This is a genomic window from Variovorax sp. E3 (assembly GCF_016082275.1).
Lineage (GTDB): Bacteria > Pseudomonadota > Gammaproteobacteria > Burkholderiales > Burkholderiaceae_C > Variovorax.
On record NZ_MOWM01000026.1, the window covers coordinates 36,033 to 57,279 of the forward strand.

Annotated in this window: 17 protein-coding genes, 1 tRNA gene and 3 pseudogenes; 12 read left to right on the forward strand and 9 right to left on the reverse strand. The window is 67.8% G+C overall.

All coding sequences use genetic code 11. The annotated features are described in order from the left end of the window. The first annotated feature begins 6 nt into the window (after positions 1–6). The 4 genes from BMG07_RS12240 (at position 7) to BMG07_RS12255 (ending at position 3,249) form a co-directional block, all read left to right on the forward strand. Complete coding sequence (locus BMG07_RS12240; RefSeq protein WP_198084797.1) at positions 7–1,074, forward strand: branched-chain amino acid ABC transporter permease; 1,068 nt, start codon at positions 7–9, stop codon at positions 1,072–1,074. Then, positions 1,071–1,961 (forward strand): alpha/beta fold hydrolase, encoded by an 891-nt coding sequence (locus tag BMG07_RS12245; RefSeq protein ID WP_198084798.1) that lies wholly within the window; start codon positions 1,071–1,073, stop codon positions 1,959–1,961. The genes BMG07_RS12240 and BMG07_RS12245 overlap by 4 nt, the downstream gene beginning before the upstream one ends. A 57-nt stretch (positions 1,962–2,018) precedes the next feature. Continuing rightward, positions 2,019–2,525 (forward strand): DUF1993 family protein, encoded by a 507-nt coding sequence (locus tag BMG07_RS12250; protein WP_198084817.1) that lies wholly within the window; start codon positions 2,019–2,021, stop codon positions 2,523–2,525. A gap of 160 nt (positions 2,526–2,685) precedes the next feature. Then, complete coding sequence (locus BMG07_RS12255) at positions 2,686–3,249, forward strand: thioredoxin family protein (RefSeq protein ID WP_198084818.1); 564 nt, start codon at positions 2,686–2,688, stop codon at positions 3,247–3,249. Between the two features lie 19 nt (positions 3,250–3,268). Here BMG07_RS12255 and BMG07_RS12260 read toward each other — a convergent pair whose 3' ends face one another. Both BMG07_RS12260 and hemH read right to left on the reverse strand, forming a co-directional pair. Then, entirely contained in the window at positions 3,269–4,117 is an 849-nt protein-coding gene (locus BMG07_RS12260; RefSeq protein WP_198084799.1) for a bifunctional 2-polyprenyl-6-hydroxyphenol methylase/3-demethylubiquinol 3-O-methyltransferase UbiG, read from the reverse strand. Further along, positions 4,114–5,145, reverse strand: a complete 1,032-nt coding sequence (gene hemH / locus BMG07_RS12265) for a ferrochelatase (protein WP_198084800.1) — start codon at positions 5,143–5,145, stop codon at positions 4,114–4,116. Before hemH ends, BMG07_RS12260 begins: the two co-directional genes overlap by 4 nt. A 15-nt stretch (positions 5,146–5,160) precedes the next feature. Here hemH and BMG07_RS12270 point away from each other — a divergent pair. After that, positions 5,161–5,890, forward strand: a pseudogene (locus BMG07_RS12270) (HAD family hydrolase). A 7-nt stretch (positions 5,891–5,897) separates the two neighbouring features. Here BMG07_RS12270 and BMG07_RS12275 read toward each other — a convergent pair. Next, positions 5,898–6,203, reverse strand: coding sequence for an NIPSNAP family protein (locus tag BMG07_RS12275; protein WP_198084801.1), 306 nt, complete (start codon positions 6,201–6,203; stop codon positions 5,898–5,900). A gap of 118 nt (positions 6,204–6,321) precedes the next feature. On the opposite strand from BMG07_RS12275, the gene BMG07_RS12280 reads away from it, so the two are divergent. Next, complete coding sequence (locus BMG07_RS12280; RefSeq protein ID WP_198084802.1) at positions 6,322–6,966, forward strand: LysE family transporter; 645 nt, start codon at positions 6,322–6,324, stop codon at positions 6,964–6,966. 13 nt (positions 6,967–6,979) lie between these two features. Here the strand turns inward: BMG07_RS12280 and BMG07_RS12285 are convergent, their stop codons facing one another. The 5 genes and pseudogenes from BMG07_RS12285 to hpnC form a co-directional block, all read right to left on the reverse strand. Beyond that, on the reverse strand, positions 6,980–7,288 hold the full coding sequence (locus BMG07_RS12285) for a hypothetical protein (protein ID WP_198084803.1): 309 nt from the start codon (positions 7,286–7,288) through the stop codon (positions 6,980–6,982). Beyond that, positions 7,285–8,543 (reverse strand): annotated as a pseudogene (hpnE, locus tag BMG07_RS12290) (hydroxysqualene dehydroxylase HpnE). Before hpnE ends, BMG07_RS12285 begins: the two are co-directional and overlap by 4 nt. Before the next feature lie 148 nt (positions 8,544–8,691). Then, on the reverse strand, positions 8,692–9,354 hold the full coding sequence (locus BMG07_RS12295) for a hypothetical protein (protein WP_198084804.1): 663 nt from the start codon (positions 9,352–9,354) through the stop codon (positions 8,692–8,694). 11 nt (positions 9,355–9,365) lie between these two features. Beyond that, entirely contained in the window at positions 9,366–10,205 is an 840-nt protein-coding gene (gene hpnD, locus BMG07_RS12300) for a presqualene diphosphate synthase HpnD (RefSeq protein WP_198084805.1), read from the reverse strand. Further along, positions 10,202–11,115, reverse strand: a pseudogene (gene hpnC, locus BMG07_RS12305) (squalene synthase HpnC). Before hpnC ends, hpnD begins: the two are co-directional and overlap by 4 nt. Positions 11,116–11,266: 151 nt before the next feature. Here hpnC and BMG07_RS12310 point away from each other — a divergent pair. The 4 genes from BMG07_RS12310 (at position 11,267) to BMG07_RS12325 (ending at position 17,785) form a co-directional block, all read left to right on the forward strand. Further along, positions 11,267–13,111: a potassium transporter Kup gene (locus tag BMG07_RS12310; protein WP_198084806.1), complete on the forward strand. Its 1,845-nt coding sequence runs from the start codon at positions 11,267–11,269 to the stop codon at positions 13,109–13,111. Positions 13,112–13,227: 116 nt separating this feature from the next. After that, on the forward strand, positions 13,228–14,439 hold the full coding sequence (locus tag BMG07_RS12315) for an efflux RND transporter periplasmic adaptor subunit (RefSeq protein ID WP_198084807.1): 1,212 nt from the start codon (positions 13,228–13,230) through the stop codon (positions 14,437–14,439). Then, positions 14,436–17,594, forward strand: a complete 3,159-nt coding sequence (locus BMG07_RS12320) for an efflux RND transporter permease subunit (protein WP_198084808.1) — start codon at positions 14,436–14,438, stop codon at positions 17,592–17,594. The genes BMG07_RS12315 and BMG07_RS12320 overlap by 4 nt, the downstream gene beginning before the upstream one ends. Positions 17,595–17,698: 104 nt before the next feature. Further along, positions 17,699–17,785 (forward strand) — tRNA-Leu (locus BMG07_RS12325). Between the two features lie 75 nt (positions 17,786–17,860). On the opposite strand, the gene BMG07_RS12330 is transcribed toward BMG07_RS12325, so the two are convergent. Next, positions 17,861–18,847, reverse strand: coding sequence for a tetratricopeptide repeat protein (locus BMG07_RS12330; protein ID WP_198084809.1), 987 nt, complete (start codon positions 18,845–18,847; stop codon positions 17,861–17,863). 266 nt (positions 18,848–19,113) lie between these two features. Here BMG07_RS12330 and tig point away from each other — a divergent pair, with 266 nt between their 5' ends. After that, positions 19,114–20,430: a trigger factor gene (tig, locus tag BMG07_RS12335; protein ID WP_198084810.1), complete on the forward strand. Its 1,317-nt coding sequence runs from the start codon at positions 19,114–19,116 to the stop codon at positions 20,428–20,430. Positions 20,431–20,546: 116 nt separating this feature from the next. Continuing rightward, positions 20,547–21,155 carry an ATP-dependent Clp endopeptidase proteolytic subunit ClpP gene (gene clpP / locus BMG07_RS12340; protein ID WP_093129806.1) on the forward strand — a complete coding sequence of 203 codons (609 nt, stop codon included), beginning with the start codon at positions 20,547–20,549 and terminating at the stop codon, positions 21,153–21,155. The last annotated feature ends 92 nt before the right edge of the window (positions 21,156–21,247 follow it).

The window sequence follows — 21,247 nt, forward strand, 5'->3', positions numbered from 1 at the left end:
GCCCACATGTTCCTGAAACGACTTCTCTCCAACGACATGCCGCGCAGCCGCCTGCTGGCGCTGCTGCTGGTGGTGCTGTTCATCGCGCTGGCGTTCGCGCCGTTCATCTTCCCGGGCGTGAAGGCGCTCAGCGTGGCGGCCAAGATCCTGGTGTTCGTGGTGCTGGTGGCCAGCTTCGACCTGCTGTTGGGCTACACCGGCATCGTGAGCTTCGCGCACACGATGTTCTTCGGCATCGGCGCCTACGGCATCGCCATCTCGGCTTCGCGGCTCGGGCCCAACTGGGGCGCGGTGCTGGTGGGGCTGGGCGCGTCGCTCGCGATCTCGCTGGTGCTCTCGTTCGCCATCGGTTTGTTCTCGCTGCGGGTGCGCGCGATCTTCTTCGCGATGATCACGCTGGCCGTGGCCTCGGCGTTCCAGACGCTGGCCTCGCAGCTGTCGGACTTCACCGGCGGCGAAGACGGCCTGACCTTCAAGCTGCCCGAGCTGATCTCGCCGAGCTTCGAGTTCGCCGAAGAGCCCTTCCTCGGCGTGTCGCTCGACGGGCGCCTGCTGTGCTACTACCTGCTGTTCGTGGCGGCGGTGGTGCTGGTGCTCGCGCTGCTGCGCATCGTGAATTCGCCGTTCGGCCGCGTGCTGCAGGCCATTCGCGAGAACGAGTTCCGCGCCGAGGCCATCGGCTACCGCGTGGTGGTGTACCGCACCACGGCCGCCGTGCTGTCGGCGCTGTTCGCCACGCTGGCCGGCGCGATGCTGGCCATCTGGCTGCGCTACAACGGCCCCGACACCTCGCTGAGCTTCGAGATCATGATCGACGTGCTGCTGATCGTGGTGATCGGCGGCATGGGCACGATCTACGGCGCGGCCATCGGCGCGGTGCTGTTCGTCATTGCGCAGAGCTACCTGCAAGACCTGCTGCGCGTGGGCAGCGAGGCCGCGAGCGGCCTGCCGTGGCTGGCCGCGCTGCTGTCGCCCGACCGCTGGCTGCTGTGGCTCGGCGTGCTGTTCGTGCTGTCCGTCTATTACTTCCCCACCGGCATCGTCGGCAAACTGCGAGCAAGGGCCGCGCGATGAGCGACAACAACCATCACATTCCCCTGTCCCGCTACGCGCAACTCGCGGGCCGCGAAATCCACTGGCTCGAATGGGGGGCGCAAGACGCGCCCGTGGTCATCGCCTGGCACGGCCTGGCGCGCACCGGCCGCGACATGGACGAGCTGGCGCAGCACTTCGCGTCGCGCGGCTTCCGGGTGATCTGCCCCGACACCATCGGCCGCGGCCTGAGCCAGTGGAGCCCGCTGCCCGACGAGGAATACACGCTGCGCTTCTACGCGCGCATCGCCGATGCGCTGTGCGACGAACTGCGACTGGGCCGCGTGCACTGGGTCGGCACGTCGATGGGCGGCGCCATCGGCACGGTCTGCGCGTCGGGCCTGTTCGAGCCGCGCATGAAGGCGCGCATCGCAAGCCTGGTGCTCAACGACAACGCGCCCGAGCTGGCCCAGGCGGCCATCGAGCGCATTCGCGCCTATGCGGGCCAGCCGCCCGCGTTCGACACCGTGGCCGAGCTGGAGGCTTTTTTCCGTACCGTCTACAAGCCCTACGGCTGGCTCAGCGACGCGCAGTGGCGCCGCCTGACCGAAAGCTCCACGCGCCGGCTGGCGGATGGCCGCGTCACGCCGCACTACGACCCGGCCATGGTCCGCCAGTTCAGCGCACACGACAACGACTACCTGATCTGGCCGCACTACGACGCCATCGAGGTACCGGTGCTGTGCCTGCGCGGCGCCGAGTCCGACCTGGTGCTGCCCGAGGTGGTCGAGCAGATGCGCCTGCGCGGCCCCGGCGCGGCCGGCAAGCTGCAGGTCATCGAAGTGCCTGCCTGCGGTCACGCGCCCGCGCTCAACGTGCCCGGACAACTGGAGCCGGTCGAAGGGTTTATCCGCGCCGCCGGTCGCTGAAACCATGGCGGCGTGACAATCGCCGCCGCTTTCAACCACCACAAGGCCTCGAACACCATGGCGCTCTCGATGTACGACCTGTCCGTTCCCGTTTTCACGCGCGGGCTCGGCCAACTCACCCATTTGCTCGACAAGAGCCTGGCGCACGCCAAGGCCGAGGGCATCGATCCGGCCACGCTGGTCGAGGCGCGCCTGGCGCCCGACATGCTCACGCTGGCCGGCCAGATCCAGCGCGCGAGCGATGCCTGCAAGCTGGGCACCGCGCGCATCGCGGGCATCACGGCGCCGAGCTTTCCCGACGAGGAAAAGACCTGGGACGACCTGCTGGCGCGCATCGCGAAGACCGAAGACTTCTTGAAGAGCGTCGACCGCGCCCTCATCGACGGGCAGGAAGAGCGCCCCGTGACCATCAAGGCCCGCGAAGGCGAGGCGCATTTCACCGCGCAGCGCTACCTGCTGCAGTTCGCGCTGCCCAACTTCTTCTTTCACGTGGTCACCGCCTACGACGTGTTGCGCCACAAGGGCGTGCCGGTGGGCAAGATGGACTACCTCGGCAAGTTCTGAGGCACCCCGGTCCCGGTCCCGGCCCCGGCCCCGGCCTTCACGCCGCCGGGACAAACTTCAAATTGCCGTGACACATGCGCACGCCCGCCGTGCGCCGCGAACAATCGCGCCTGACCGCTGTCGGTCTGCCAGACGAGCGAGGTTTGCGATCATGAAGAGCATGTTGTCCAGAAGGGCGTTCTCGGGCCTCGCCGTGGGGTCGTCGGCGCTGGTTGCAGCGGCCGGCGGCGCGTGGCCGCTGCGCAGTGCCTTGGCGGCGTCCCCGGGCTTGCAGGACTACGGCCGCGCGCCCGAGTTCGCGGGCATCGACAAGTGGCTCAACTCGGAGCCGCTCACGCTCAAAGGCCTGGCCGGCAAGGTGGTGCTGGTCGATTTCTGGACCTACTCCTGCATCAACTGCATCCGCACGCTGCCGCACGTGGTGCGCTGGTACGAGAAGTACAAGGACCAGGGCTTCACGGTGGTGGGCGTGCATTCGCCCGAGTTCGCGTATGAGAAGCTCACGCGCAACGTGCAGGACGCCATCGAGCGCTTCAACATCCGCTACCCGGTGGCGCAGGACAACGGCTTTGCGACCTGGAAGGCCTACCAGAACCAGTACTGGCCCGCGTTCTACCTGGTCGACGGCAAGGGCCAGGTGATGCGGCAGCACTTCGGCGAGGGCGAATACGCCGAGATGGAGGCCGCGATCGAGGCGCTGCTGGCGCGCAGGTCGGCGGTCTGAGGCGCGCCGCGCGGGCGCGTCAGGGCTTGCGCGCGCAGAGCGAATACATCAGCGGAATGCGCGGCATGCCTTCGGGCGGCGCCATGCGGCGCCCGCCGATGTCGCGCATGCCCTCGAAGGGCTTCCAGCCGTTGGCGTACGGATACTCGTCGAGGCGCTCGATGGCGAGGCCGGCCTGCGACAGCGCGGTCGTCACCTGGCCCACGCCCCAAGAAAACTCGAAGCTCGGATGCGGGTTGCTGAAATTCTCGACGCCGCGTTCGTAGCCCTCGCGCACGAGGCCGTCGCCCGACTGGGCCACGTAGTCGCCCACGCCTTCTTCCGGCACGGGGGCGTCGTTGAAATAGTCGTAGTGAAACTTCCACGACGGGTCGAACACCATCGCGAACGGATGGAAGTCGATGAAGACGAAACGCCCGCCCGGCGCAAGCAGTTGCGACACCCCACGCGCCCATGCCGAAAGATCGGACAGCCAGCACAGCGTGCCGTACGAGCAGAAGACCACGTCATGCCGCTCGCCGCGTGCCTGCGCCTCGCGAAAGTAGTCGTAGACGTCGCTGCGCACAAAGCGCGCCGGAATGTCCGATTGCGCCGAGAGCCGCGTCGCGAAGGCAATGGCCTCGTCGGAAATGTCCACGCCCGTGACCGCCGCGCCCAGGCGCGCGATGCTCAGGCTGTCCTGCCCGGCATTGCATTGCAGGTGCAGCACCGACAGGCCCGTCAGGTCGCCCAGCAGCGCGGCTTCTTCGGGGAACAGCGTCGAGCCGCCGTTGCGGAAGAACGCGGCCTGGTCGCCCTTGTGGCTGTTGTGCGCGGCGGTGGCCGCGTTCCACGACAGCCGGTTGGCTTCGTGCAGTTCCTTCTTCATGGCGAGGTCGCTTGCGTGGGCCAGCCCGCGAGGTTGCGTTCGGCAATGCCCGTGAGCGCGGTGATCCACGCCGGGCTGTCGTTGAGGCAGGGGATGTAGCTGAAGGCCTGGCCGCCCGCGTGCAGGAAGGCCTCGCGGCCCTCCATGGCGATTTCCTCGAGCGTCTCGAGGCAGTCGGCCGGAAAGCCGGGGCACACCACGTCGACGCGCTTGACGCCCGACGCGCCCAGCGCGCGCAGCGTGGGCTCGGTGTAGGGCTCGAGCCACTTCGCGCGGCCGAAGCGCGACTGGAAGGTCACGCGGTACTGCGCGTCCGCCAGGCCCAGCCGGGCCGCGAGCAGGCGCGCGGTTGCGAGGCACTGCGACTGGTAGGGATCGCCCAGCGCGATGTTGCGCGCGGGAATGCCGTGGAAGCTCATCAGCAGCACTTCGCCGCGGCCTTCGGTCTTCCAGTGCTTCTCGATGCCTTGCGCGAGTGCGTCGATGTAGGCCGGGTCGTCGTGGAAGTCGTTGACGAAGCGGAACTCGGGCAGGCGGCGCTGCTTGCGGCTCCAGTCGTTCACCGCGTCGATCACGCTGGCGGTGGTGGTGGCCGAGTATTGCGGGTAGGCCTGCAGCACCAGCACGCGCGTGGCGCCCTCGGCCTGCAGCGCGTCCAGCCGCGAGGCGATCGACGGGTTGGCGTAGCGCATCGCGTCGCGCACCGTCACGCGGTGGCCGCGTTCGCCGAGCCAGCCCGCGAGCAGCGTGGCCTGCTTCTGCGTGAACACCTTCAGCGGCGAGCCTTCGGCCGTCCAGATGCTCGCGTACTTGGCGGCCGACTTGGCGGGCCGCGTGCGCAGGATGATGCCGTGCAGGATCAGCGCCCAGATCGCCTTGGGGATTTCGACCACGCGCGGGTCGCCCAGGAAGTCGGCGAGGTAGGGGCGCACGGCGGCGGCGGTGGGTGCGTCGGGCGAGCCCAGGTTGCACCAGAGCACGGCGGTGCGCGGGTTGCCCGGCGGGGCGTTCACAGGGGTTGGAGGCATGCGATATTCTCAGGCATGACCTCCGCTCCCACGCGCCCGCGAGCGCCGAACCCCTCGACATCCAACGCATTTCCGCGATCTCGCTCGACCTGGACGACACGCTGTGGCCGATCTGGCCGACCATTGAGCGCGCCGAAGTCGTGCTGCAGGAGTGGCTGCTGCGCGAGGCGCCCAAGACGGCCTCGCTGCTGCTCACGCCGGGCATTCTTCGCGAGCTGCGCGAAGCCACCGAGAAAGAGCGCTCCGATCTCGCGCACGACCTGAGCGCGCTGCGCCGTGAATCGATCCGCACCGCGCTCAAGCGCGCGGGCGAAGACCCGGCGCTGGCCGACCCGGCCTTCGAGGTGTTCTTCGAGGAACGCCAGCGCGTGACGCTGTACGACGACGCACTGCCCGCGCTCAAGTGGCTCAGCGAGCGCTATCCGCTGGTGGCGATCTCGAACGGCAACGCCGACCTTCAGCGCACCGGCGTCAGCCGCTGGTTTCGCACCGGCTTCAATGCACGCGCCTTCGGCAGCGGCAAGCCGCATGCGCCGATCTTCCGCGCGGCCGCCGCGTCGGTCGGCTTCCTGCCGAAGGACGTGCTGCACGTGGGCGACGACGCCGAGCTCGACGTGGTGGGCGCGCTCACGCCGGCATGCAGGCCGCGTGGCTGGTGCGCGACGAGCGGCCGTGGGTGCATGGCGCCCGGCCGCAACTGATCGTGCCCAACCTGCACGCGCTGTGCGTGGCGCTGGGCGCCTGACGCGGCCTTACTCGAAGACGGGGCGGAAGAAGCTGCGCTCGTAGCTCACGATGCAGCGGGTTTCTTCGGCGTACTTGAACGCGGCCTGGCACGCCGGGTCTTCCATCGAGTCGGCGCGGTACTTTTCGTAGGCGGCCAGGCTCGGAAAGCTGAACATCGCCAGCGCGACGTTGTTCGCGCCTTCCGAGGGCAGGAAGTAGCCGTGGTGCTGGCCGCCGAACTTCTCGACCAGCGGGATCCAGAGCTTGCCGTAGTGCTCGAATTCCTTGAGCTTGTGGGCGTCGACGATGTAGCGCAGATAGCAGGTGACCATGGGGCGGGTTTCCGGGGTGTGAGGGTTATTGGCGCGGCGCCTGCGGCGATTCGCCGGGCTGACTATAGTTTCCTGTCCCCATCCCCCTTGCGGCTTCGCGCCGGGCAGGAAACCCAAAGTGCATTTCTCCAACTGGCTCATCTTCTGCGGCGTCACGCTGCTCGTCGCCTTCACGCCCGGCCCGGCCGTGCTGCTGGCGGTCTCGAACTCGATGAGCGTGGGCCCGCGACGCGCGATGATCAGCTCGCTGGGCAATGCGATGGGCCTGTTCATGGTGTCGGCCGCCGCAATGGCCGGGCTCGGCGTGGTGCTGGCCACCTCGGCCCATGCGTTCATGCTGCTGAAGCTGGCCGGCGCGGCCTACCTGATCTACCTGGGCATCAAGCAATGGCGCAGCCAGGGCAGCGTGTTCGCCGACCTGCAGGGCGAGCCGGGCGGCGTGGCACCGCGTTCGAGCCTGCGCCTGTTCGGGCACGGCCTGACGGTGGCGCTGACCAACCCCAAGGGCATTCTTTTCTTCTCGGCGCTGTTCCCGCAGTTCCTCACGCAGGACGCGCCGCTGGCCATGCAGTTCGTGGTGCTGACCACCACCTTTGCAACGGCCTCGGTGCTGTCGCATGCGTTCTACGTGCTGCTGGCGCGCCTGCTGCGCAAGCAGCTGTCGGACCCGCGTCGCACGCGGCTGTTCAACAAGCTGTCGGGCGGGGCGTTCGTGCTGCTGGGCCTGAGCCTGCTGCGCCTGCGCAACAAGACGGCCGCCTGATTCGCCGGCGCCCTCAGTCCAGCGCGAAGTGCTCGCGCAGCGCCGCGCAGAAATCGGCGGTGCCGCTGAGCGAGAGCGTGAGGGTGTCGAAGCGCGGGTTGTCCTCGCGCGTTTCCTGCAGATCGTAGTCCCACACCGCGCCTTCGTCGAGGGCGCCGCGCGCATGCGGGAACGTGGCTTCGGCCCAGGCCAGCACGACGGCGATTTCTTCCTTCACCTCGGGTGTCTTGTCGGGCGTGGTCGACGCCATCGCGTCGAAGGTGCCGTGGTCCTCGGTGTCTTCGCTGTAGTCGAAATCGAGGTAGCGCAGTTCGGTCGTCATGCGTGCAGTGCTTTCGCTGCCGCCAGCCCGCTGAGGACGGCGCCTTCGAGCGTGGCGGGGTAGGGGCCTTCGGTGTAGTCGCCGCAGGCCTGCAGGCCCGGCGCGATGGCCGAAGGAGGGCGTGCGAGCGCCGGCGTGCAGGCGAAGGTGGCGCGCTTCTCGACCACGGTCTGCACGAGCTGCAGCTTCGCCTGGCCCAGTTGCGTGGCCGCTTGGGCGATCACCTGTTCTTCCAGCACTTCGCGCGAAGCCTCGTTGGCACTGACGACCATCGCGAGCACGCCTTGCAGGCCGCCGAGCTGGCCCCGGTCGAAGGCGAATTGCGCAGGGGCCGTGGCCGGGTCGCTGCGCAGCGCCAGCATCGGTTCCGCAAGCGGCGAGGCGCCGCGCACGTAGACGGTGGCGATGGCCTCGAAGCGCAGGGCTTCGGTGGTTTCGCACCAGGCATCCGCCACCAGGCCGCAGGCGCGGACCAATCGCGCCGCATCCCACGGCGCGCAGGCCAGCACCACCCGATCGAAGGCTTCGTCGTCGACACGCCATCGCTCACCCTCGGGCGCGATGGCGCGCACGCGGGTGCCGATGCGCGTCTCGGCGCCGTGTTGCGCGAGCCATTGAATGGCGGCATCGGGCAGCAGCGCGCCGAGGTCGGCGCGCGGCAACAGCAGGTCGGCGCCGCCGCTGCCGCTGAACAGCGCGTCCTTCAGCACGCGCAGGAACACTTCACCGCTCGACTGCGCCACCGGCGTGTTGAGCGCGGAAACGCACAGCGGCTCGATCAGCTCCTTCATGACGCGCGGCGTGAGGCCCGCGCACAGGTCGGCGACGGTGGTGGTGTTCGCGCAGCGAAAGCCGGCAAGGCGCCAGCCGATGGCGGTGCGCAGCAGCGACGACCTGTCGCGCCACGTCCAGCCGCGCGCGGTGAAGATGCCGGCCAGCAGGTCGAGCGGCGCGGGCAGGCGCGGCAGCTTGAGGCCGCCGCCGTCGGCGAAGCGCAACGACAGCGGCAGGCGAAGCAGGGCGCTGTCGACATCGACGCGACGTCGCGCATGAGCGTGAGCGTGGCCGTGTACGCACCGATCAGGATGTGCTGCCCGTTGTCGAGCGCCAGGCCGTGCATGTTGTCGACGCGCCGCGCCCGCCCGCCGGGCATGTGCGCGGCTTCGAACAACGTGACCGCATGCCCGAGCCGCGTGGCCTCGACCGCGCAGGCAAGGCCGGCCCAGCCGGCGCCGACGACGGCAATTCTTTTCATTGGAAGTCGCGTGGAAGCAGGATGCGGTCGTCGTAGGGATGCCGGTCGGCGTCCGGCTTTGTGCATCTGACGAAGCACCCGTTCGTCAGCAGTTCGATGCGCTCGGCCCTTGTCAGCCCGTCTTCGCGCGTTCGCAGGCCTCTGTCATTCAAGTCGTATTCGCCATCTGCGTTGAAGAGCAACTGGTCGCCCACGATGTAGTCGCGCCTGACTTCGTTGTCCACTGCGAGTTGGAACCCCACCCGTCCGCCAGGTCTTCTCTGGGGCGGGACTTGCGCCGGTGGGCCCAATAGAGGGTCGACGACGTCGCGATTTGGGGTTGCAGTGCGCCGTGCACGCAGGACACGGCGACACCCGCACGCGAAAACATCATGGGACCGAGCATCAGTGCGGGCCAATCCACCCTTTCGAGATCGATGTAGTCCTTGCGGGGGCTTGCTCCGTCTGCTTCGACGACTTCGACGATTTCGTGAAAAAAAGGCGAGTAGGTCGGCTCATCGGCCACGCGAAAGCCCAAGCCGGTCATGAACGCCAGGTACTCCGGCATGGTCAAGGCCGGACCTTCCCAACTGTCGTGTGTTCCCCGTTGAAAAGCCAGCAACAAGATCTGGTTGATGCGCGAAAGCGCATAGAGGTGCCATGAGTCCTCGATCTCGATGGGCCCAGGCGACATTTGCTGCTCGAACGCGGTCAACCATTCGCGCTCGCCTGCCATCCATGGACTGAGCAGCTCATGAAAAAGGTCGGCCTCGGGGTCCAGGCTGAGGATCGCCCTGAACAAGCCGATGTCGGAAAGCTGGGATGCATCCATGGGCGCGGAAGCTAGATGCGCCCTAGCGCCTGAACCTTCCACGCCAGCCAGAACTTGCGCACGGGCGTCAGGCTCACGCGCTGGTTCAGCACCTGGAAGTCGTCGCGCTCGATCTCGCGCAGCAGCGTGCGGTAGATGCTGGCCATCATCAGGCCGGGCTTCTGCGTGCGGCGGTCGGCCAGCGGGAGCAGGGCGAGCGCTTCGTCGTAGGCCACGTGGGCGCGCGCGGCCTGGAACTTCATCAGCGTGACGAAGCGGTCGGAGTGCACGCGGTTCAGGATCTCGTGCGCCTTCACGTCGAACTTCTGCAGCTCGTTCACCGGCAGGTAGATGCGCCCGCGCAGGGCGTCTTCGCCCACGTCGCGCAGGATGTTGGTGAGCTGCAGCGCCAGGCCGAGCTTGTGGGCGTAGGCGGTGGTCTGCGGATCGGTCTGGCCGAAGATGCGGGCCGCGACTTCGCCGACCACGCCGGCCACCAGGTGGCAGTAGCGCGAGAGGCCGGGGAAGTCGAGGTAGCGGGTCTGGTCCAGGTCCATCTGGCAGCCGTCGATCACTTCGTTGAGCTGGCGCGCCTCGATGCCGTAGGCCGCGGCGTGCGGCATCAGCGCCTGCATCACGGGGTGGCGCGGCGTGCCGGCGAACGCCTGGGCCACCTCGGTGCGCCACCAGGCGAGCTTGGTGGCGGCCACGCCGGGGTCGCTGACCTCGTCGACCACGTCGTCGACCTCGCGGCAGAACGCATAGAAAGCCGTGATCGCGGCGCGGCGCGGCTTGGGGAGGAACAGGAAGGCGTAATAGAAACTGCTGCCCGAGGCGGCGGCCTTGTCTTGCACGTATTGCTCGGGATTCATCGGGGAGGCGCTGCTTTCATGGGCCGCCATTGTCTCCGCATCCGCATGGCCTTCCAGAGCAGCAGGGGTGCGTCGGTCTTGCCGATGGTGGGGCGCTGCGAGAAGGTGTCGAAACCCAGGTCGGTGATCTTGTCGAGGATGCGCAGGCCGCCCTGCACCACGAAGCGCAGCTCCCAGCCCGCGCGGCCCGGCAGCCGGTGCACGAGCGGGGCGCCCTCGGTCATGAGTTCGCGCGCCCAGTGCACCACCACTGCTATCAAGTTGATAGCCTCCTGCGGTGGCGGCGCGGACGACAGCGGCGCGAAGACCTTGAAGTGCTCGCGCGTGAGGCCGCGCCGGGCGCAGTCGGTCAACGGGAAGTAGAAGCGCCCGCGCGGCACGTCGACGCTGGGGTCCTGCCAGAAGTTGATGAGCTGCAGCGCGCTGCAGATGGCGTCGCTCTGCGCCAGCGCCTGGGCGTCGTGCACGCCGTACAGGTGCAGCAGCAGGCGGCCCACGGGGTTGGCGGAGCGACGGCAGTAGTCGAGCAGCTCGGCGCGGTCGGCGTAGGTGCCGCGGTCGCGGGTTTTTCGATGTCCTGCATGAAGGCGCTCAGCAGGTCGGCGAGCAGGTCTTCGGGCAGGCCGTATCGGGCGATGCTGTGGGCCAGCGGGCCGAACACATGCGGCCAGTGCGACGAGGGCAGCGCCTGGCCGCGCGCGGCGGCGGCCAGCTCTTCGCGGTAGGCGCGCAGTTCGGCCAGCCGCTGCTCGGGCGAGGCGTCGCCTTCGTCGGCGATGTCGTCGGCGGTGCGCGCGAAGTGGTAGATCGCGGCAATGGGCGGGCGCAGGTGCGGCGGGCACAGCCACGAGGCGACCGGAAAGTTCTCGTAGTGCGCCGGCGGGGCGGCATGGGGTGGAGTGGCGGACACACCACGATTGTCCGCGACGACGCCACGGCCGGGCACTATGCTCGCAGCGTCGCCACTTTGAACTTCCTGCTTCATGAAAGCATCCGCACCGGCTTCCGGGCCCCTGGTTTCAGCGCACGGCGAGGCAGCGCATCCGGCGGGGCCGGGACTGATGATCGCGGCGCTGGGCGTCGTGTTCGGCGACATCGGCACCTCGCCGCTGTACGCCTTCAAGGAGACGATGAACCCGGAGCATGGCGTGCCGTTCTCGCCCGACTCGGTGCTGGGCCTGCTCTCGCTGATCTTCTGGGGGCTGATGTTCGTGGTCACGCTGAAGTACGTGGTGTTCGTGCTGCGGGCCGACCACGACGGCGAAGGCGGCATCCTGGCGCTGCAGGCGCTGGCGCGCAACGCGGTGGCCGGGCCCAAGACCCGGCCCTGGGTGTGGAACGTGATCGGCATGCTCGGGCTGGTGGGCGCGGCCATGTTCTACGGCGACAGCCTCATCACGCCGGCCATCTCGGTGCTGTCGGCCGTCGAAGGCCTGGAGGTGCAGGCGCCGGTGCTGCAGCGGGCGGTGCTGCCGATCACGGTGGTGATCCTGATCGGCCTGTTCGCGGTGCAGAAAAAAGGCACGGGCGTGGTCGGCAAGGTGTTCGGGCCGATCATGCTGCTGTGGTTCCTGGTGCTGGCCGCGGCCGGGCTGTGGCAGGTGCTGCAGCAGCCGCAGGTGCTGGCGGCGCTCGACCCGCGCCGGGCCTTCGGTTTCCTGCTCGAGCACCGGGCGCAGTCGCTGGCGGTGCTGGGCGCGGTGTTCCTGGCCTTTACCGGGGGCGAGGCGCTGTACGCCGACATGGGGCACTTCGGCGCCAGGCCGATCCGGCTTGCGTGGCTCTTCATCGCGCTGCCGGGGCTGGTGCTGAACTACTTCGGGCAGGGCGCGCTGGTGCTGGCGAACCCGGCGGCCATCGACAACCCGTTCTTCCGGCTGTTCCCTTCATGGGGCGTGCTGCCGATGGTGGTGCTGGCGGCCATGGCCACGGTGATCGCCTCGCAGGCCGTGATCTCGGGCGCCTTCTCGCTCACGGCGCATGCCATGCGCATGGGCTACCTGCCGCGCATGCGGGTGATCCAGACGTCGGGCACGGCCATCGGGCAGATCTACGTGCCGGCGGTCAACTGGCTGCTGATGGTGGGGGTGCTGCTGCTGGTGCTGGGCTTCCGCAGTTCGGGCGCGCTGTCGGCGGCGTACGGCATCGCGGTGTCGATCACGATGGTGACCACCACGCTGCTGGCCGGCATCGTGGCCTGGGGGCTGTGGCGCTGGAACAAGGTGGCGGTGGTGGTGGGCGTCGCGGCCTTCGCCGTGGTCGACCTGACCTTCGTGATCGCCAACAGCCTGAAGGTGGCCGAGGGCGGCTGGCTCACGCTGGCGGTGGCGGCCGTGGTGATGGTGCTGTTCACCACCTGGGCCAAGGGGCGCCGGCTGGGGCTGGAGGCGGCCGCGGCCGAGAGCCTGCCGCTGCGGCCCTTCGTGGAGTCGCTGGCGCTGCACATGCCGCACCGCGTGAGCGGCACGGCCGTGTTCCTGAACCCCGACGCCACGGCGGTGCCGCACGCGCTGCTGCACAACCTCAAGCACAACCAGGTGCTGCACGACCAGATCATCGTGCTGCGCGTGCTCCCCTGCGACACGCCGCGCGTCGACGCGCGCAACCGCATCGAGGCCGAGCAGCTGATGGAAGGCATCTGGGTGGTCACGGCGCGCCACGGCTTCATGGAGCGGCCCGACGTGCCCGAGTTCATCCGCATCCTGGCCTACCAGAAGACGCTGGCGATCGACTCGATGAAGACCTCGTATTTCGTCTCCCGCGCCTCGGTCGGCGAAGAAAACCTGCCGGGCATGAACCCGATCCGCCGGGCGCTCTTCGGCTGGCTGCAGCGCAACGCGGGCCGGGCGTCTGACTACTTCGAGCTGCCCGACAACCGCCTCGTGGAGATGGGCCAGCGCACCTAGTTTTCAGCGGGCGCCGGCCCTAGTGACCAACGGGTCATTGACAGTGGTTCACGTTTACCCTAGATTACTAACCAGTGGGTCAGTAATGACTCGGTTCGTCCTCTCCTGGGTGTCTCATGACCGCCTCCACCACTGTCTTTTCCCGTGCCCGCGGCGCCGCATGGCTGCTGCTCCCCGTCATTTTTCTGGCGGGCTGTTCACCTAAACCCGCGGCCGAGGACCCCGTTCGCGCGGTCAAGTTCGTGACCGTGGGGGCCAGCGAATTCGACGCCCAGCCCGAGTTCTCGGCCGAGGTGCGCGCGCGCGTCGAGTCCCGCCTGGGCTTTCGCGTGGCGGGCAAGATCACCAAGCGGCAGGTCGACCTCGGCCAGCACGTGCAGGCCGGCCAGGTGCTGGCCCAGCTCGACCCGCAGGACTACAAGCTCGCCGCCGATGCCGCGCGCGCCCAGCAGGCCGCCGCGCTGACCAACCGCGACCTGGCCGCGGCCGACCTGAAGCGCTATGCCGAGTTGCGCCAGCAGAACTTCATCAGCGGCGCCGAACTCGAGCGCCGCGAAACCACCTGGAAAGCCGCGCAGGCCCAGCTCGAACAGGCGCAGGCGCAGCTCGCCTCGCAGGGCAACCAGGCCAACTACACGACGCTGGTGGCCGACGTGGCCGGCGTCATCACCGCCATCGAGGCCGAGCCGGGCCAGGTGGTGCAGGCCGGCACGCCGGTCGTGCGCATCGCCCAGGACGGCGCGCGCGACGTGGTATTCGCGGTGCCCGAAGACCGCGCCACGCTCATCAAGGCCGGCTCGCCGGTCACGGTGCGCGGCTGGTCGGGCGGCAACGAGCTGCAGGGCCAGGTGCGTGAAGTGGCGGCCAGCGCCGACGCGGTCACGCGCACCTATTCGGTCAAGGTCGCGATCGACGCGGCCACCGCGCCGCCGCTCGGCGCCACGGTCTACGCGCGCCCGCAGGCACTGGCGCACGGCGCCGCCACGGTGATGAAGCTGCCGACCAGCGCGCTGCGCCAGGAAGGCAAGGGCTCGGCCGTGTGGGTGCTCGACAAGTCGACCATGACGGTGCGCTCGCAGCCCGTGCAGGTGGCCACCGCCGACGGCAATGAAGCCGTGATCGCCGCCGGCATCACGCCGGGCATGATGGTCGTGGCCGCGGGCGTGCATGTGCTGCAGCCCGGGCAGAAGGTCACCATCTACCAGTCCAAGGAGGCGGCGGCCGCCGCCGCCAACGCCGGCGCGAAGGAGTCGGTGCAGCCCGTGGCGGCCGTTGCCGCGACCGGCAAGGAAATGGCGGCGGGTGCCACGGGTGGTGTTGCCAAATGAGCGGCGGCGCCACGGAAACCACCGACAAGCCCGCCGGCTTCAACCTCTCCAAATGGGCGCTGGACCACGCGCCCCTCACGCGCTACCTGATGGTGGTGCTGATGGTGCTGGGCGCGTTCGCGTACTTCCAGCTCGGCCAGGACGAAGACCCGCCGTTCACCTTCCGCGCCATGGTCATCAAGACCTATTGGCCCGGCGCCACCGCGCAGCAGGTGGCCGAGCAGGTGACCGACAAGCTCGAGCGCACGCTGCAGGAGGCGCCCTACGCCGACAAGATCCGCAGCTACTCGAAGCCCGGTGAGTCGCAGATCATCTTCAACATCAAGGACTCGTCGAAGTCCACCGAGGTGGCCAACGTCTGGTACACGGTGCGCAAGAAGATCGGCGACATGCGCGCCACCTTGCCGGCCGGCGTGCAGGGGCCCTTCTTCAACGACGACTTCGGCGACGTCTACGGCGTGATCTACGCGCTGGAAAGCGAAGGCTTCAGCTACGCCGAGCTCAAGACGCTGGCCGACGACGTGCGCCAGCAACTGCTGCGCGTGAAGGACGTGGCCAAGGTCGACCAGTTCGGCGTGCAGGACGAGAAGGTCTACATCGAGATCTCGCAGAAGCGCCTGGCGCAGCTGGGGCTGGACTTCAACGCGGTGCTGGCGCAGCTGGGCTCGCAGAACGCGGTGGAAAGCGCGGGCTCGATCTCCTCGCCGCTCGACGTGGTGCAGGTGCGCGTGGCCGGCCAGTTCACCAGCGTCGAGCAGTTGCGCGAGATGCCCATTCGCGGCAGCTCGGGCAGCCAGATCAAGCTGGGCGACATCGCGGACATCCACCGCGGCTACATCGACCCGCCGGCGGTCAAGATGCACCACCAGGGCAAGGAAGTGATCGGCCTGGGCGTGTCGATGGCCAAGGGCGGCGACATCATCGCGCTGGGCAAGGCGCTGAAGGCCACCACCGCCACCATCGACCAGCGCCTGCCGGCCGGCGTGAAGCTGGCGCAGGTGCAGGACCAGCCGGTGTCGGTGGCCAGCTCGGTGAACGAGTTCGTCGGCGTGCTGATCGAGGCCGTGGCCATCGTGCTGGCCGTGAGCATCATCTCGCTCGGGCTGCACAAGGGCGGGCGCTTCGGCTGGTACATCGACATGCGCCCGGGGCTGGTGGTGGCGATCACCATTCCGCTGGTGCTGGCCGTGACCTTCCTGGCCATGAACTACTTCGGCATCGGGCTGCACAAGATATCGCTGGGCTCGCTCATCATCGCGCTCGGCCTGCTGGTGGACGACGCCATCATCGCGGTCGAGATGATGGTGCGGAAGATGGAAGAGGGCTACGACAAGGTCCGCGCCGCAACCTTCGCCTACGACGTCACGGCCAAGCCCATGCTCACGGGCACGCTGATCACGGCGGCGGGCTTTCTGCCGATCGGCCTGGCCAAGTCGGTGACGGGCGAGTACACCTTCGCGATCTTCGCGGTGACGGTGATCGCGCTGGTGCTGTCGTGGATCGTCTCGGTGTACTTCGTGCCGTACCTGGGCACGCTGCTGCTCAAGGTGAAGCCGCACGACCCCGACGCGCCGCCGCACGAGCTGTTCGACACACCGTTCTACAACGCCTTTCGCCGCGCGGTGAACTGGTGCGTGCAGCACCGCTGGACGACCATCGGCGCCACGGTGCTGATTTTCGCGCTGGGCATCGTCGGCATGGGCAAGGTGCAGCAGCAGTTCTTCCCCGATTCGAGCCGGCCCGAGATCCTGGTGGACATCTGGTTCCCCGAAGGCACCTCGTTCGCGGCCAATGAAGAAGTGGCCAAGCGCGTCGAGAAGCGATTCATGCAAGAGGCCGGCGTGAGCACGGTCAGTACCTGGATCGGCTCGGGCGTGCCGCGCTTTTATTTGCCGCTGGACCAGGTGTTCCCGCAGACCAACGTGTCGCAGCTCATCGTGCTGGCCAAGGACCTGAAGGTGCGCGAGACGCTGCGCCTGAAGCTGCCGCAGGTGCTGGCGCAGGAATTCCCCGAGGTGCGCGGCCGCGTCAAGCTGCTGCCCAACGGGCCGCCGGTGCCGTACCCGGTGCAGTTCCGCGTGATCGGGCCCGACCCCGCGCTGCTGCGCGGCCACGCCGACGAGGTGAAGGCCGTGATGCGCGACAACGCCAACATGCGCGGCGTGAACGACAACTGGAACGAGTCGGTGAAGGTGATCCGCCTCGAAGTCGACCAGGCCAAGGCGCGCGCGCTCGGCGTGACCAGCCAGGCCATCGCGCAGGCGTCCAAGACCATGTTCAGCGGCACCACTGTGGGCCAGTACCGCGAGAACGACCTGCTGATCGACATCGTGCTGCGCCAGGCGCCCGACGAGCGCCAGGCCATCTCGGACATCGGCAACGCCTACATCCCGACGAGTTCGGGCCGCTCGATTCCGCTCACGCAGATCGCCAAGCCGGTGTTCACCTGGGAACCGGGCGTGATGTGGCGCGAGAACCGCGACTACGCCATCACCGTGCAGGGCGACGTGACCGAAGGCCTGCAGGGCGCGACCGTGACCACGCAACTGCTGCCCAAGCTGCGCGAGCTGGAGGCCGGCTGGGCCGCGGCCGGGCAGGGCGGCTACCGCATCGAGGTGGCGGGCGCGGCGGAAGAAAGCAGCAAGGGCTCGGCCTCGATCGTGGCGGGCGTGCCGATCATGCTGTTCCTGGTGTTCACGCTGCTGATGCTGCAGCTGCACAGCTTCAGCCGCTCGCTGCTGGTGTTCATCACCGGGCCGATGGGCATCGCGGGTGTCGCAGCCGCGCTGCTGCTGCTGAACCGGCCCTTCGGCTTCGTTGCGCTGCTGGGCGTGATCGCGCTGATGGGCATGATCCAGCGCAACGCGGTGATCCTGATCGACCAGATCGAACTCGACCGCGCGGCGGGCGTGCCGGCATGGGACGCGATCGTGGAGTCGGCGGTGCGGCGGCTGCGGCCGATCGTGCTGACGGCGGCGGCCGCGGTGCTGGCGATGATTCCGCTGTCGCGCAGCGTGTTCTGGGGGCCGATGGCGGTCGCGATCATGGGCGGGCTGATCGTCGCGACGGTGTTGACCCTGCTCGCGTTGCCGGCGATGTACGCCGCCGCATTCCGTGTGAAGCGGGAGCCGAAAGTCGCGCCGATTAGCGTTTAAAATCGTAAGCTGACCGATTTCAAGCGGATGGTCTTTGGCCCACGGCAGCCCGTGGCGCCGGAAGCCCGTCCGCTTTTGCATTCACCTGAAAAAAGATTGGCATCGCGCGGGTGGCGAAATTGGTAGACGCACCAGGTTTAGGTCCTGACGTTCGCAAGAACGTGCCGGTTCGAGTCCGGCCCCGCGCACCAGCCCTGCTTACGTAGCCCGTTCTATCGAGCAGTGAAAAAGCCCCCGTTTCGAAAGAGACGGGGGCTTTTTCTTTTTTACCAGTCGCTGTCGCTGCTGCTGCTGTTGTCGCTGCCGCTGTCGAAGCTGCCACCGCTGTTTGCGTCGTCCCAGGAGCTCGTGTCCCTGATGCCGAAGTCGTTGTCGACGATGCGCTCGGGCTCCGGCGATGTGGACGAGGAAGGCCCGAGGCCGCGGCCCATCTCGGCGTTGCCGCTGTCGGCGACGCGCGAGTTGTTGTTGTAGTTGCCGGTGTTGCCGCCGTAGTCCCTGTCGCTGGTGTCGTTGCGGTCGTGCATCCAGTGGCGCACGGCCTCCTGGGCCACGATGGCGCCGACGCCCACCGCAGCGCCGGTGGCCAGGGCGCCGCCCAGGCCCATGCCGGGGCTTGCGGCGGGCGGCGGCGCGGGTGTCCAGTTGCCGCCGGGGCCGTAGCTGCCGTAACCCGCCGGCGCGCCCGGCATGCCCGATGAGGGGCCGTATGACGGGGCAGCGGGGGCGGATGGTGGCGCGACCTTGCGGCGGAAGGCGAGGTAGCCGATGGCCAGCAGCCCCACCAACACGATCGGCGTCCAGGGCACGGAGCTGCCCGTGGGCTGTGCCTTCAGCGGCGCGGGCACGGGCACGGGCTCGCTCGCGCGTGTCGGCTCGCTCCGGGTCTGCGATGCGGCGGGCTTCTCGAGCTTGCCCGTGAGCCGTTCGACGGCCTCGGGCTTCGCGAAGGCGAGGCCGGGCGACAGCGTCCTGGCTTTCGCAAGCTCGCTCCTCGCGTCGTCGAGCTTGCCTTCGGCCGCGAGCAGTTCGGCATGGACGAAGCGGGCCTTCGCGCTTTCGGGGTGGTTCTTCAGCACCTTCGCGATCATGGCGTCGGCGTCGGACATCCTGCCGCCGTTGGCGGCCTCGTAGATCTGCTGGATGGTCGGTTCCCTGGCCGCCGGGGCGTCGGTTTTCGCCTGCGCGAGCGAGGGCGTGCCGAGTGCGATGACAAGGGAGAAGGCGAGGGCGGCGAACAATCGCTGAAGCATGAAGTTTTCCTGTGCGTTCCCGTGCAAGCGCACGGATCGAGGCTCACTTTACGGCCGGAATATTGGGCAAACCTGACCGGCGTGGGCCCGGCGCTTCGACCCCGTGAAAACCCGCTTTTGCGCCGGATTAGAATCGCAGGTTGCCCAGTTTTGCGCGCGGCACGCGTGTGCCTCGCATCAATCCCGCTTGGCGCGTGTAAGTCCTTGATCTGTATTGATAAAAAAGTGCAGGCCCCGCGCACCAGCCCCCTTACCAGGAAGACATCATGACCGTGAACGTTGAAACTCTCGAGAAGCTCGAACGCAAGATCACGCTGACCCTGCCGGTCGGCACCATCCAGTCCGAAGTCGATTCGCGCCTCAAGAAGCTCGCGCGCACCGTCAAGATGGACGGCTTTCGTCCCGGCAAGGTGCCGATGAACGTCGTGGCCCAACGCTACGGCTACTCGGTGCACTACGAGGTCATGAACGACAAGGTCGGCGAAGCCTTCTCGCAAGCCGCGAACGAAGCCAAGCTGCGCGTGGCCGGCCAGCCCCGCATCACCGAGAAGGAAGAATCGCCCGAGGGCGAGCTGGCCTTCGACGCCGTCTTCGAAGTGTTCCCCGAAGTCAAGATCAACGACCTGTCGGGCGCTGAAGTCGAGAAGCTCTCGGCCGAAGTGGGCGACGACGCGATCGACAAGACGCTGGACATCCTGCGCAAGCAGCGCCGCACCTTTGCACAGCGCGCGCAAGACGCCGTCGCGCAAGACGACGACCGCGTGACCGTCGACTTCGAAGGCAAGATCGACGGCGAGCCCTTCCAGGGCGGCAAGGCCGAAGACTTCCAGTTCATCGTCGGCGAAGGCCAGATGCTCAAGGAATTCGAAGACGCCGTGCGCGGCATGAAGTCCGGCGACAGCCGCACCTTCCCGCTGTCGTTCCCGGCCGACTACCACGGCAAGGACGTGGCCGGCAAGCAAGCCGACTTCCTCGTGACCGTGAAGAAGATCGAAGCCTCGCACCTGCCCGAAGTCAACGAACAGCTGGCCAAGTCGCTCGGCATCGCCGAAGCCACCGTGGAAGGCCTGCGCGCCGACATCAAGCGCAACCTCGAGCGCGAAGTGAAGTTCCGCCTGCTGGCCCGCAACAAGAACGCCGTGATGGACGCCCTGGTGGCCAACGCCGAGCTCGACCTGCCGAACGCCAGCGTGCAGTCGGAAGTCAACCGCATGGTCGAAGGCGCCCGCGCCGAGCTCAAGCAGCGCGGCATCAAGGACGCCGACAAGGCCCCGATCCCCGACGAAGTGTTCCGCCCGCAAGCCGAGCGCCGCGTGCGCCTGGGCCTGGTGGTGGCCGAGCTGGTGCGTGCCAACAACCTGCAGGCCAAGCCGGAGCAGATCAAGGCCCACATCGACGAGCTGGCCGCCAGCTACGAAAAGCCGGCCGACGTGGTGCGCTGGTACTTCAGCGACAACAACCGCCTGGCCGAAGTCGAAGCCGTGGTCATCGAGAACAACGTGACCGACTTCGTGCTGAGCAAGGCCAAGGTCAACGAAAAGTCGGTGTCGTTCGACGAACTGATGGCGCAACAGCAAGGCTGATTTCCGACGCTGCCCGCAACGCCAATGGGGCTTGTGCTTTGCGGCACGAGCCCCATTTCACTCAGGCGTACAGTTCATTCACAGCGAACGATTCCATCTTCCCGGAGAGCTACTTCATGATCGCAAACGAAATCCAAGGCCTCGGCATGGTCCCGATGGTCATCGAGCAATCGGGCCGCGGCGAGCGGTCTTACGACATCTATTCGCGCCTCCTCAAGGAGCGCATCATTTTCCTGGTGGGCGAGGTCAACGACCAGACGGCCAACCTCGTGGTGGCGCAGCTGCTGTTCCTCGAGAGCGAAAACCCGGACAAGGACATCTCGTTCTACATCAACTCCCCGGGCGGCAGCGTGAGCGCCGGCATGGCGATCTACGACACCATGCAGTTCATCAAGCCCGACGTGTCGACCATGTGCCTGGGCTTCGCGGCCAGCATGGGCGCCTTCCTGCTGGCGGCCGGCGAGAAGGGCAAGCGTTTCTCGCTGCCGAACTCCAAGATCATGATCCACCAGGTGCTGGGCGGCGCACGCGGCCAGGCGACCGACATCGAGATCCATGCGCGCGACATCCTGCGCACCAAGGACCAGATGAACCGTATCCTGGCCGAGCGCACCGGCCAGCCGCTGGAAAAGGTCAAGTCGGACACCGAGCGCGACTATTTCCTCACGGCCGACGAGGCCAAGGATTACGGTCTGGTCGACCAGGTCGTCGCCAAGCGCGGTTAAAGCTGCAGGGCGCCGACGGCGCCAAATGGCAACAGACGGCGTTTTCCACAAGGGAAACGCCGTTTTTGTTTAGTTATCATTGTCCATACCCT

What these genes read in the sequence shown, in the direction of transcription:
- BMG07_RS12240 (WP_198084797.1), top strand. Translation starts at nt 7, where the DNA reads ATGTTCCTGAAACGACTTCTCTCCAACGACATGCCGCGCAGCCGCCTG.
- BMG07_RS12245 (WP_198084798.1), top strand. Translation starts at nt 1,071, where the DNA reads ATGAGCGACAACAACCATCACATTCCCCTGTCCCGCTACGCGCAACTC.
- BMG07_RS12250 (WP_198084817.1), top strand. Translation starts at nt 2,019, where the DNA reads ATGGCGCTCTCGATGTACGACCTGTCCGTTCCCGTTTTCACGCGCGGG.
- BMG07_RS12255 (WP_198084818.1), top strand. Translation starts at nt 2,686, where the DNA reads ATGTTGTCCAGAAGGGCGTTCTCGGGCCTCGCCGTGGGGTCGTCGGCG.
- BMG07_RS12260 (WP_198084799.1), bottom strand. Translation starts at nt 4,117, where the DNA reads ATGAAGAAGGAACTGCACGAAGCCAACCGGCTGTCGTGGAACGCGGCC.
- hemH (WP_198084800.1), bottom strand. Translation starts at nt 5,145, where the DNA reads ATGCCTCCAACCCCTGTGAACGCCCCGCCGGGCAACCCGCGCACCGCC.
- BMG07_RS12275 (WP_198084801.1), bottom strand. Translation starts at nt 6,203, where the DNA reads ATGGTCACCTGCTATCTGCGCTACATCGTCGACGCCCACAAGCTCAAG.
- BMG07_RS12285 (WP_198084803.1), bottom strand. Translation starts at nt 7,288, where the DNA reads ATGACGACCGAACTGCGCTACCTCGATTTCGACTACAGCGAAGACACC.
- BMG07_RS12295 (WP_198084804.1), bottom strand. Translation starts at nt 9,354, where the DNA reads ATGGATGCATCCCAGCTTTCCGACATCGGCTTGTTCAGGGCGATCCTC.
- hpnD (WP_198084805.1), bottom strand. Translation starts at nt 10,205, where the DNA reads ATGAATCCCGAGCAATACGTGCAAGACAAGGCCGCCGCCTCGGGCAGC.
- BMG07_RS12310 (WP_198084806.1), top strand. Translation starts at nt 11,267, where the DNA reads ATGATCGCGGCGCTGGGCGTCGTGTTCGGCGACATCGGCACCTCGCCG.
- BMG07_RS12315 (WP_198084807.1), top strand. Translation starts at nt 13,228, where the DNA reads ATGACCGCCTCCACCACTGTCTTTTCCCGTGCCCGCGGCGCCGCATGG.
- BMG07_RS12320 (WP_198084808.1), top strand. Translation starts at nt 14,436, where the DNA reads ATGAGCGGCGGCGCCACGGAAACCACCGACAAGCCCGCCGGCTTCAAC.
- BMG07_RS12330 (WP_198084809.1), bottom strand. Translation starts at nt 18,847, where the DNA reads ATGCTTCAGCGATTGTTCGCCGCCCTCGCCTTCTCCCTTGTCATCGCA.
- tig (WP_198084810.1), top strand. Translation starts at nt 19,114, where the DNA reads ATGACCGTGAACGTTGAAACTCTCGAGAAGCTCGAACGCAAGATCACG.
- clpP (WP_093129806.1), top strand. Translation starts at nt 20,547, where the DNA reads ATGATCGCAAACGAAATCCAAGGCCTCGGCATGGTCCCGATGGTCATC.